We start from the raw sequence: 12,309 nt of genomic DNA, 5'->3' as shown, positions 1-12,309 counted from the left end.
AGCGCGGCTGTAGTAGGGTATAAAACAGGCTATGAGAGGTAATGATGTAGTACTATAGCTCCATCAGGAACTTTACGAGGTTAGTGTCATGAGGGATGTCCAGCTTCTTACGCAGGCGATAACGACGTATTTCTACACCGCGCAGTGTAATGTTTAATAACGAGGCCAGTTCTTTACTGCTCATATTCATGCGCAGATAGGCGCAAAGCTTCAGATCGTTGGGTACCAGGTGGGGGTGATGGGCGGATAATTTTTTGAAGAAATTCTCGTGCGCTTCGTTAAAACTTTTCTCAAAAAGGTTCCAGTCGCGCTCGTTATCCATGCCCTCGTTTATCACTTTTTGAATTTTGTTCAATTGTATTTCGGGCAGTTTTTTACCGCTACTGTCTTTTACTTTAAGCAGTTCCTCGCTCAGCTTTTGCAGTATCTCGTTTTTATAGGTGAGGGATAATGCTGTATTGGCCAACTCGCGGCTTTTGGATTCTAATTCGGTATGTAGTTTTTCGGTTTCCAGCCGGGCAATGCGTTTTTCATTCTCTTCGGCTTCCTTCCGTAAAACCTCGTCCTGCTCTTTTTGTATCCGGTCGGCTATTTTTTGATGGTCGCGTTGCAATTTGCGCTCATATACCTTTTTCCCGATGAACAGGGCGGCTATGGCCATGATGAGGTAAACCAGGTCGGCCAATTTAGTGGCATACCATGGTGGCAGTACTTCAAAATCAAAAACGGTAATATCACTTATCAGCGCATTGTTAATACGCGCCCTCACCTTAAACTGGTAGGTGCCTGCCGATAGGTTGGTGAAATCCTTTTGCGTGGCTGTTGTCCAGTCAGACCAATCGTTAGAATACCCGCTGAGGTAATACTGGAACCTGATATTGGCCTGCCGGTAATAAGGCAGCGCGAACGCTATGCGGATATTATCGCGGTTATAAGGTATTTGCAGCAGGCCACTGTTGCTGCCATTCTCGCTGATGATCTTATACTTATCGGTAATATCTTCAATCCTGCGTATCAGTACCGAAGCCCGTAATTTCCCTGGATTAACATCAGGCCCATCGCCGGTGTTGTAGATCACAAAGCCATCATCAACACTGATGAGGTACAGGTTATCACTAATGCGGCTAATGTTCTCGTAATATTGCACCATGTGCCCATCCAGCACGCTAAACACGTTTGAATTGATAACCAGTTCGCCCGGGTGCGAAAAATCAACCAACGCAACCTTGCCGTTGTTAATGAACCAGTAAAGGTGCTTACCGGCGCTAATGATCTTATTTGATGTAGCGAACGATCCCAGCTTTTTATTCAGCACATTGTATTTGCTGAAACGGTCGCTTAGTTCATCATATGTATAAAAACCCGAATCGGACGAAAAAACGATCTTATTCTCCAGGTTAAACACATTGATATTATAATTGCCCGGCAGGCCATTTTTCTCGTCGAAATACTTATTGGCCACTACTTTCCTTAAGTCAGGACTAAGTGTTAGCTTGTTTAGGCCCTTGTAGGCATGGCTTACCCATATTTCACCGCGACTATCTTCTTCTACATGGCGTGATGGTTCGTTAAAACCCTCAACGCGTGCCACATAACCCCAATTGCCGTTCTGGGCTTTTTGATATAGGGCTAAGCCGTTATAGGTTCCCTGTACCATATAGTTTGGCGCGCTGTTCAACCGTTTGATGGTCCAGCCGCCGCTTTGCGATGACAGGCGCCCTATGGTATTGCCGGCTACTTTAAAGGTGCCGCTGTTATGCCCGCAAAGCAGTTGTCCGTCTACCAGGCTCAAGTCCCAAACCTGCCCCTGCGAGTTGGGGATGATCTGGAAATTGAACGAGTTGTTTTGTTGCGTCCAGTTGCTGTAGAAAAGCCCCTGGTTGGTGCCCAGGTAGATCTTATCGTTAAATATGATACTTGAATAAACCGTGCCGAATTTGCCTGTCTTATCAAAATAAAAATATAAAGGCGAGTTCAGTTCTATGCGGTCTATACCATTATCCAGCCCCGCCCAAAGGTTTTGTTCGCTATCGGCGTATAAGCTTAGTACGGTATTGTTTTGCAAGCCGCTGTTCTTGTTGATCTGCTGTATCACCCGGCCATCCTCGTCAATAATGATCAGACCGTTCAGTATCGTTCCATAAGCATAGTATTTATTAAGCACCCGGGTGCCATTATTAAGCTGGTAGGTTTGCAGGAAAGTATTGGCCGGTGTTTGGAAGGGGGTGAATGTTTTACCGTCATAAATAAAAAGGCCATCCTTACTGGTACCTACCAGGTAGCGGTCGCCTTTATAAGGTAATATTGATAATACACTATGGATCTTTTCGCTGCCCGGTGCCTGGCTTAATTTATCACCGATCAGTTCGAACAGACCCCGGTTAAGGCCTTCCACAAAAAAGCGGTTGTTTACCTTATGCAAAAAAAGATAAGGTGAATTGACTTTTATAACCGCTATTTTTTGATCGCGATAAATGTAAATAGTAGAGAACGACTGGAAGATAACCCTGTCGCCGTCTACATATATCTTCCATATTTCATCGGTAAGATTGTGTGTACCAGGTATCAGCCCTGTTAATGAATTGTAGGAGAACCGGTTATTTTTAAACGCCCAGTAACCAAAATCGCCATAACTGCCGGTGTACACATGTCCCTTGCCATCGGTAGCTACCGAGCGGACGATTTGCCGGTGCGGCATATTGTATTGCTGCCAGTAACGGCCATCATACACCAAAAGGCCCTCGGCATTGCCAAAATACATCATACCGCTTTTACCCTGCGTTACCGACCAGTTTTGATTTCCTGAGCCATAAATACTTTTGGGATAGTTTTGGATATAGGGTACACCAATGGTCTTAATATCAGCCGCAAAAAGGCCGGTACAAAACGCAGTACAGAAAAAAAGGATGCAAACTATTTTGCGCATGGTAAAAGCCCGAAGATGCAAAGTAGCAAAAACAAACCGCATTTAGCAGCCGCTATTTCAGCAGGTCGGCAAAGTAGTTTGGGAAATCGGTGATGATGCCATCTACGCCTATTTCTTTTACACGCTTCATTTCGGTCATGTCATTTACCGTCCAGGGGCAAATCAGCATGTGGTTTTCGTGGCATTGCTGCACCAGTTTGGCGTCAACCATACCATAGTGCGGGTTATAAAAGGTAGGGGTGTAGCCCAATTCCTGCATATGCTGCTCAAAGCTTAACTTTTTATCACCAATTAAAAAGCCGGTAGCTACTTTGGGATATTGCTTATGAACTTCTTTTATCTGGCGCTTATCAAATGATTGGATGATCAGCCTGTCGCCAAGCTTTTTGGGGATCAGCACATCCATTACCTTTTTCACAAATACATCCGGCGCTGGCTGATTGATGCCATCGGTTTTTTCATCGGCCTTTATCTCTACCAAATAATAAACCTTGGGCAGTTTATTCACTTTAGTATAATGATCAACCGAATCTATCAGTTCACTAAGCAGGGGAGTATAAGTACGTACACTTTGCTGTAGCGGATAGGGTTTGTACTTTTTTGTGCCGATGATAAACGGGCGGATATCGGCATAATTCATTTGGTAAAATATATACTTATCGCGCTGCTTCGGGTCAATTTCGCTGCCATCGGGCATCAGGGTATAATTAGGGTCGAAGGAGTCATCGTGGTAAACAATTACCTGGCCGTCCTTGGTAATGTGCACATCCATCTCCACCATATCGGCACCATAGCTTATTCCTTTTTCCATAGCGGGGATGGTGTTTTCTGGCATCATGCCGCGGGTACCCCTGTGGCCTATTTTTATAAACGACGGATATTTTGCTGCCATATTAACGGGGTTAAAAGCAAGCATGGTTAAAATAATGCTTCCAAAAACTAATGCTGACAATATATACTTTGGTTTTATCATATTTAATAAAATAAGATTTTTGTTTTTGTTGCGAATGATGGTTCCCTGCCGTGCAAAGCTATAGATTTTGACTACAATACGTGGATGCGTGTATATACTTTTTTATATCTGCTGTTATTTCGCCAAAAATGCAGGATTGTTATTTACATAGTGGTTCTACACGTATTGCGATTATTAATGCCAATCATCGGCTGTAAAGAATTCATTATTTTTGTGTTACATTTGTTACACACGAATGGAAAAGGGATCACCAGAAGTAATACCGGCAGAACCGCGCCTGCTGGAACTGGCCGCGCAGGGCGACCGCGACGCTTATGCCTCCCTTTATCAGTTTTACCTGCCCCGCTTATATAAATACCTGTTCGGTATCATCCGCTCAAGGGAGGATACAGAGGAGATATTGCACGACATGTTCCTGAAACTATGGGAAGACCGCGCAAACCTTGCCCGTGTGCAATCGTTCAATAGCTATATCTTCCGCATCGCGAAGAACAAGTTGCTTAATCTTTACAAACACCAGCAGGTGGCGCGTAAGGCTATCGATTATTTTACCCAAAACGCCAGCGAATCGACCGATGCCGCCGATGAGCGCCTGATCTATCGCCAATACCAAAGTGTGATAGACGCAGCCATTAACAGCCTGCCGCCCAAGCGCCGGCAAGTTTATGAATTGTGCACACAGCAGGAACTTTCTTATGATGAGGTGGCCGACCAGATGGGCATCTCCCGCTCGATGGTGAAGAAGCAGATCTATGCCGCTAAGGATCATATTCGCGAATACCTGCAAATGCATGCGGATATTTCTGCCGCTATTTTGATAGCAGCCGGCGCAATTGCTGGTACCGTTTTAAAATAAGCCCCCAGCATCTCAAAAAAATTAACAAAAATTTCATCACGGGGTATCCTTTTGTTAATGCTCGTTGTCTTTACTATAAATCAGCGATAAAATGGACGAGCAACAATTGCGTGAATACCTGCAAAAATTAGCCGAAGACAAGGTTACCGAGGCTGAGCGTGCACTTTTTCGTGAATGGGCAGCTAAATGCAGTCCCGAAGATTATGAACGGATGCTGGAGGCATGGGAAGCCAGTTTGAATACGCAACGCGACCTGGCCCCGGTGAGCAACCAACTGCTGGAACGCATTGCCGCGAGTTTAGATGAGGCCGATGGTAAAATAAAAACCCTGCAACCTGAACAGAATAGCCGCCGCATCTGGCAACGGATAGCTGTAGCGGCTTCGGTACTTGTTGTATTAGGTTTGGGGTATTACGCTCTTTTAAGTAACAGAACGCCCAAAGGAAGCAACATGGTTGCTGTTGACGTTAAACCCGGAACCGGTGCCGCTATATTGAAAACAGGTGGCGGCAGGCATATCGTATTAGATTCGGCAAGCAAGGGTTTGATAGCCAGCGATGCGGGCAACAACATCAATAAATCAGCTGATCAGCAGTTAACCTATTCCTCGTCTGCCCAGCAAGCCGAGCCGGTGTATGATACCATACAGGTACCGGCGGGAGGGAAGCCATACACCTTAATATTGGGCGATGGCAGCAGGATCATGCTGAACGCGGCCACCACGCTTCGCTTTGCCGAAAATATGAGCGACCGCTCACGCCCACCGCTGGAATTAATAGCCGGTGAAATATACGCCGAGATCCGCCATCATGCCGACGCGCCGCTAACGATCAACACCGCTAAGCAGGTGATAGAAGACCTGGGTACCAGCTTCAACGTATCTGCCTATCCCGATGAGGAAAATAGCACCACTTTAGAGGAGGGCAGCGTAAGGGTGAATGATAAGTTATTGGTACCGGGTAAAGCCGCGGTTTCGGCAGGTAGCACAACCACCATCCGGGAGGCGGATGTAGAGCAGATCCTGGCCTGGACCAAAGGTTATTTCCGCTTTAATGGCGAAGATATCCAAACCATTATGCGCCAGTTGGCCCGCTGGTATAATATAGAGGTGGTGTATGAAGGGAAGGTCACCACCGAAGGTTTTTACGGGAAGATCTCCCGGTCAAAAAATATCAGCGAAGTGCTGAAAATGTTAGAGAAGACAAAATCCGTTCACTTTAAGATCGAAGGAAGGAGGGTAACTGTATCGAGTAAAAGCTAACCCTAAATACGGTTACCCAAAAAGAAAGCCACCCGCGGCGAAACGGATGGCCTGAATGATGGGTGTACCCGAACTAATTATTTAAATTATTCGTGAACCGCGAAGCGTCTCTCACCTCGAAAATGCAAGACGCAACGCTAACCCAAGCTTAAACAAATGTACAATATTTATTTAAACAATACGGTACGGCCGCCCGGTCGTGTCCGGAAAGCACTAATGGTCATGAAAATAACTGTACTGCTGATGGTTGCTGTTATACTGCATGTTAGCGCTTCCACCCTGGCTCAAAAAGTAACACTTTCGGTAAAAAATGCACCATTGGTTGACGTATTCAACAAGATCAACTCGCAAACCGGGTACGACTTTTTGTTTACCACCAGCATTATTAAAAATGCTAACCCGGTTACCCTGTCGGCAAATAACGAAGAACTGAACGAAGTGCTTCAAAAGATCTTCGCCGGCCAATCGCTCGATTTTTCCATCGAGAATAAATCGGTGGTTGTATCGGTAAAACCAATCCCGGTAATTTTAAATACGGGTGTTGTAAAAGCCGCCCCGGTACTTATTTCCGGTAAGGTGGTTGATGAAAAGGGCAATACCATTCCCGGCGCCACCATCCGTTTAAAAGGCAGCAATAACGCCTGGACTACCAACGCGCAGGGGCAATTCACCGTAGTGGTGCTCGATCCTAAATCTATCCTGATATTCAGCTTTGTGGGTTACCAGGCTAAAGAAGTAGCCGTGGCCGATCTGAAGAACCCGGCAACCATTGTACTTAAGGAAGCTGTTGGATCGCTGGATGAGGTGCAGGTACTGGCCTACGGTACCACCACTAAAAAGCTGAACACCGGTAACGTGATCACCGTAACATCCGAAGAAATTGAAAAGCACCCGGTATCCAACGTATTGCAGGCCCTGCAAAACCAGGTGCCGGGCTTATTCATTCAGCAAAACACAGGTAATATCGGCGGCGCATTCAGCACGCAGATCAGGTCGGGTAGTTCAATCGTAGGATCGAACCCGCTGTTTATTGTAGATGGAGTGCAATATCCGGCAGGCCAAAGCCTGCAATTCCTGAATGCCCTGACCAACTCGGCTACCAGCAACCCGACCAATATGTTCGGTAACGCCTTAAACTACCTTAACCCTGCCGATATCGAAAGCGTTTCTATCTTAAAGGATGCTGATGCTACGGCGCTTTATGGTTCGCGTGGCGCTTATGGTGTTATTATCATCACTACTAAAAAAGGGAAACCAGGCGATGCATCATTAACCATTAACGGCACCGATGGGGTAACCGTGGTGGGTAAATTGCCGCCACTGCTAAATACCGACCAGTACCTTGAGATCCGCCGCGAGGCTTTTAAAAATGACGGCGTTACTCCGGGGCCTGCCGATCTGGACCTGAATGGTACCTGGCCAACCGACCGCTATACCGACTGGCGCAAATATTACCTGGGCAGCAGCGGGCAGGATCAAAAACTAAACCTTACCTATAAGGGTGGTACCGAACTGAGTTCGTACCTCATGTCGGGCAGCTTGCACAATCAGCGTAGCATCCAAAAGGGTAAAGGCGGGCAAATTGATGGCGACATGCGCTTCGATCTGAACAGCACCAGCAAAAACAAGAAGTTCTTTATCGATATGACGGCAACTTACGCCCTGTCGCGTAACAATGCTATTCCGTATGATTTTATACTGGCGCTTACGCAGGCTCCTAACGCGCCGGTGCCTATCCTGCCCGATGGCTCGCTGGATTGGTCGCTGGGTACCAATCCCGCCGCGGCTATCAACGCGCTTTACCTGAATACCAATAACAACTTTTTATCAAACCTTACCTTAAGGTATAATATCACTAAGGACCTGGCCTTTAATGCCGTATTTGGTTACACGCTGAATACCAATAAGGAGTTTCGCGCACAGCCTACCAGCTACTTTGCGCCATCGGCCACGGTTGCTACCCAGGCTACCAGCACCATTAATACGTTTAATAACCGTGCTACCAGTATCGACCCTAACATCACCTACAACCACCTGTTCTTTAATAAACTGACGGCCGAATCGCGCGTGGGTTTTACCGCACAGGATGGTAACAACTACGTATTACGCACCACCGGGACAAACTTCAATTCAGACCAGTTACTGGTGAGCCCTACATCTGCCTCAGGAGCGGTAGTGAGCACTTATGCCAACACGCCAACCCGTTATTTAGGCGCGTTTATTTACGGCAGGTTCAATTGGGATAGCAAATATATCCTGAGCCTGAACGGCCGTCGTGATGGTTCTACCGCATTTGGTCCGGCGCACCGCTTTGGTAACTTTGGCTCGGTGGCGGGAGCCTGGATCTTGAGCGAGGAATCGTGGATGAAGAAGATCAGCAATGTAGTTAACTTCGCCAAGATCCGCGCCAGCTACGGTACCACCGGTGGCGATCAGATCGGCTCGTACGGTTACCTTAATACCTTCGGTATCACCGGCACACCTTATGCGGGCTCCATCGGGTTCACCCCATCGCGTATCGCCAATCCCGATCTGCATTGGGAATCTAAAAAGAGCGAGGAGATTGGTACCACCCTGCAATTCCTGAAGGGCCGTATCGAGGTTGACGGCAGCTATTACCGCAGTTGGACCACCGATCCGCTTTACCTGACAGCCATATCGTCGGTAACCGGCTTTACTTCGGTTACATCAAACACGCCTGATGCCAAGCTGCTTACCTGGGGTTACGAGGCTTCGTTGTCTACCACCAACATCCGCACCCGTAACTTCAAATGGTCAACGTTCATCAACATTACCATGCCGCACAGCAAGCTGCTGTCGTTCCCTGGTTTGGATAACCTGAACAGTGTGAACCTGACCAATATTAACCTGCGCCTCGGCAAACCGGTAACAGGTACCCTGCTGTACAATTACGCGGGCGTTAACCCGCAAACTGGTAATTACAGCTTTATTAATGCCCAGGGCGTAAAAGGAGATTTTACCGCTTTGCAGATGAACAGCGTTACCGACCGCACCGAATTTATTGACCGTGCGCCGCGTTACTATGGCAGCTTTAATAACGATTTTACTTATAAGAACCTGTCCTTGGGCTTCTCGTTCATTTTTACCAGCCGCATGGGGCCAACTTTAGAGAGCACCCAGATCTTACTGCCTGGGCAATTTAACGTAAACCCGATAGCCAACGCGCTTAACCGCTGGCAAAAACCTGGCGATATTACCGACGAGCCAAAGGTATCGCAAAGCTTCCTGGGGATCCTTTCAAAAAACGTTTATTCCAGCAGTACAGGCGCCTGGGTTAACACCACCTATGCCCGCCTGCAAAACCTTAACATGAGCTACAACTTCACCGGCAAATGGTTAGCCAAAGCAGGTATCAAGCAGTTGAGCATGTTTGTGCGGGGCGAGAACCTGTTCACCATATCTAAATATAAAGACCTGGATCCCGAGAACCTGAACAACAATTCACTCGGCCCACTGCGCGTATTCACCGGAGGTTTGAACATCACATTATGATCGTCATGAAAAAAATTAAAAACATCAAAAATAACGGTATCCGGCTGGCCGTATTTACAGGCACATTGCTGGCGCTCACTACCATAGGTTGCAATAAATTTATGGAGATACCCCTGCCAACCAACCAAACAGCAGCCGATGGCGCGTTCCTGACCAACGCGTCTACCGGGAGCGTATTAAGTGGTATTTATTACAGCATGGTCAATAGCTCTTACCCTGCGGGCAGCAGCGGTATCGCGTTCAATTCGGGTTTATACACCGATGAACTGACCAACCTGAACCCCGCCAGCAGCACCAACGCGGCTTTTTATACCGATAACATCAACAGCGCTAATACTGGCGGCATGTGGGCCAGTTTTTACCAGCAGATAAATACCTGCAACGTAGCCATCGAGGGGATCAACAACGCCACTGCGTTACTATCCAACAAAAACCAGTACCTGGGCGAGGCTTATGCCACCCGTGCCTTTTTGTACTTTAATATGGTTAACATTTACGGCGGTATACCGCTGGCCATCACATCAGATTATAAGGTGAACAACGCTTTGCCACGCGCATCTGCCGACGATGTTTACGCGCAAATTATAGCTGATGCTAAAATGGCGGTATCCTTATTACCGGCAGATTTTCGCGATGCAAACGGCTTGACGGTAACGCTGCGTGTGCGTCCTACCAGGTACGCTGCATCAGCGTTGCTGGCCAGGGCTTACCTGTACACCGGCAAATGGGCCGAGGCCGAAGCGGCCGCCACCGATATCATCAATAACAGCACCTTATTTAAGCTGATGCCACCCGCACAAACCTTTACCGCGGCGGGCAATACCGAACTGATATGGGGTCTGCTGCCCACCGGCGCTAATTATGTAGCCGATTACAGTGCTTACAACGCCGGTATGCCTGCCACCATCCCGGTTGGCGGTTCAAGTCCGAAAACCATCATCAGCTATGGCGCGGCAGCCTGCCTGAGCGATGCCTTGCTGGCTAACTTTGAAGCAAACGATACCCGTTATGCCAATTGGGTGCGTGCCACATTCGATCAGAACACCAATAAAACCTATTATTATCCCAACAAATACAAATCAAATGTGAATGGGGTAGAGGATATTGTGCTGATCCGCCTGGCCGAGATCTACCTGATCCGTGCCGAAGCCCGCGCGCAGCTGAGCAACGTTAGCGGTTCGCAGGCAGATATCAACGTGATCCGCACCCGTGCCGGTTTGCCAAACACTACAGCAGCTACGCAAGCCACTTTGCTTACTGCTGTTGAAAAAGAGCGCCGCACCGAGTTATTCACCGAATTTGGCCACCGCTTTTACGATTTGAAGCGCACCGCTAAGATAGATGCGCTGATGAATACCCTCGCCCCGCAAAAAGGCGGTACCTGGGCAACGTTCAAGCAACTATGGCCGATATCTGCCAGCGATGTGGTAATTAACCCCAACCTGGTACAAAACCCGGGCTACAAATAATAGATCAGTTAATTAAGCCTGTTTACCCTTTGACCGGCGGCTTTTGCTGCCGGTCATTAATGTCCTGTTTCAAAAATTTTAAATAGATACATCATGAAAAAGATAATTGTTACCTGCCTTAACGGCTTAGGTTTATGCCTGGCCCTTGGCGCACAAGCCCAAAATCTGCAATATCATATTAACGGTAAATTGCAGCAGATTGCAGAAATGCCGAAGAAAATGTACCTGTCGGAATTGATCAAGGCTGGCATCCTTTCTAAACAGGTTGACAGCGCCGACGTAGTTAACGGCGAGTACCATTTTAGCGGACAGCTTACCACCGATGAAGCCTTCGCGGTAAGTATCGCCCCTAAATTAAAGGGAAGCGCCAATACCGAGACTATTAACCTGATTGTAGATAAGGGCGATATCCAGGTGGTTTCAGAAAAAAACATCAGCGATTTTAAGGTTAGCGGAAGTGGTGCTACCGCGCATCACCAGTTTGAAGATATGCGCAGCAAAACCAAAGCTACGTCCGATTCGATAAAGGCGATGGCCGCCAGCGATGGTTATAAAGATGACAAGGCCCTGCAGGCACAGGTGCAAAGCAAATCGATGAAATTGCTGGGGCAAACCATTTTCGATATGTACAGCTACATCAAGGCAAACCCCGAAAATCGGATCAGTCCGTATGGTACATTTTTCCTGGTGCAATTGCCGTTTTTAAGTCCGGCCGGAAAGGATACGCTGATGTCTTTGCTGCCCGCAAAGGTTAAGGGCGATAAGTTAGGCCAGGCAATTGTCGCGCTGGATATCCGTAATAAATTTGTAGCCGATTCTTTAGGTAAGATAGCCGCAGCCAAAGCCCTGGAAAACCTGAGCAAGATACCTTTGGGCAGCAAGGAACTGGAATTTACCCAAAATGACGTGAACGGTAAACCCATTAGCTTGTCATCATTTAAAGGCAAATATGTACTGGTCGATTTTTGGGCCAGTTGGTGCGCCCCCTGCCGTGCTGAAAACCCGAATGTAGTAAAGAACTACAAACAGTATAAAGATAAGGGCTTCACGATTCTTGGCGTATCGCTTGATGGAACATCTACCAAAGCTGCCTGGTTAAAAGCCATACAAACAGATGGTTTAGAGTGGACGCAAGTATCAGATCTGGCCGGCTGGAATAACAGCGTTGCCAAGCTGTACGAAGTGAAATCTATCCCGCAAAACTTTTTGATAGACCCTAATGGTGTCATCATTGGTAAAAACCTGCGTGGCGAAGAATTGAGTAACAAACTGGCAACTATTTTTAAGTAAAAGCAAACAAGCATCTATACT

Annotated in this window: 7 protein-coding genes; 5 read left to right on the top strand and 2 right to left on the bottom strand. The window is 47.3% G+C overall.

All coding sequences use genetic code 11. From position 1 onward, the window contains the following. Positions 1-52: 52 nt before the first annotated feature. The gene (locus HQ865_RS13210; RefSeq protein WP_173415344.1) at positions 53-2,926 is read right to left on the bottom strand and encodes a triple tyrosine motif-containing protein; all 2,874 of its coding nucleotides are present in this window, start codon (positions 2,924-2,926) and stop codon (positions 53-55) included. 52 nt (positions 2,927-2,978) lie between these two features. Then, the gene (locus HQ865_RS13205; protein WP_173415343.1) at positions 2,979-3,818 is read right to left on the bottom strand and encodes a glycerophosphodiester phosphodiesterase family protein; all 840 of its coding nucleotides are present in this window, start codon (positions 3,816-3,818) and stop codon (positions 2,979-2,981) included. A gap of 316 nt (positions 3,819-4,134) precedes the next feature. Here HQ865_RS13205 and HQ865_RS13200 point away from each other — a divergent pair, with 316 nt between their 5' ends. The 5 genes from HQ865_RS13200 to HQ865_RS13180 all read left to right on the top strand — a co-directional run bounded on the left by HQ865_RS13200 (position 4,135) and on the right by HQ865_RS13180 (position 12,288). Continuing rightward, entirely contained in the window at positions 4,135-4,755 is a 621-nt protein-coding gene (locus HQ865_RS13200) for an RNA polymerase sigma factor (RefSeq protein WP_173415342.1), read from the top strand. A gap of 91 nt (positions 4,756-4,846) precedes the next feature. Next, positions 4,847-6,016 (top strand): FecR family protein, encoded by a 1,170-nt coding sequence (locus tag HQ865_RS13195; RefSeq protein WP_173415341.1) that lies wholly within the window; start codon positions 4,847-4,849, stop codon positions 6,014-6,016. 222 nt (positions 6,017-6,238) lie between these two features. Continuing rightward, positions 6,239-9,529, top strand: a complete 3,291-nt coding sequence (locus HQ865_RS13190; RefSeq protein WP_173415340.1) for a SusC/RagA family TonB-linked outer membrane protein — start codon at positions 6,239-6,241, stop codon at positions 9,527-9,529. Between the two features lie 5 nt (positions 9,530-9,534). Then, positions 9,535-10,998 (top strand): RagB/SusD family nutrient uptake outer membrane protein, encoded by a 1,464-nt coding sequence (locus tag HQ865_RS13185; RefSeq protein WP_173415339.1) that lies wholly within the window; start codon positions 9,535-9,537, stop codon positions 10,996-10,998. Between the two features lie 93 nt (positions 10,999-11,091). Continuing rightward, a complete protein-coding gene (locus tag HQ865_RS13180; RefSeq protein WP_173415338.1) occupies positions 11,092-12,288 on the top strand; it encodes a TlpA disulfide reductase family protein in 1,197 nt (398 codons plus the stop codon). Positions 12,289-12,309 lie beyond the last annotated feature (21 nt).

Origin of the sequence: Mucilaginibacter mali (genome assembly GCF_013283875.1) — a bacterium.
Lineage (GTDB): Bacteria > Bacteroidota > Bacteroidia > Sphingobacteriales > Sphingobacteriaceae > Mucilaginibacter > Mucilaginibacter mali.
The sequence above is the reverse complement of the archived record's forward strand: the minus strand, read 5'-3'. Positions and strand labels throughout refer to the sequence as shown.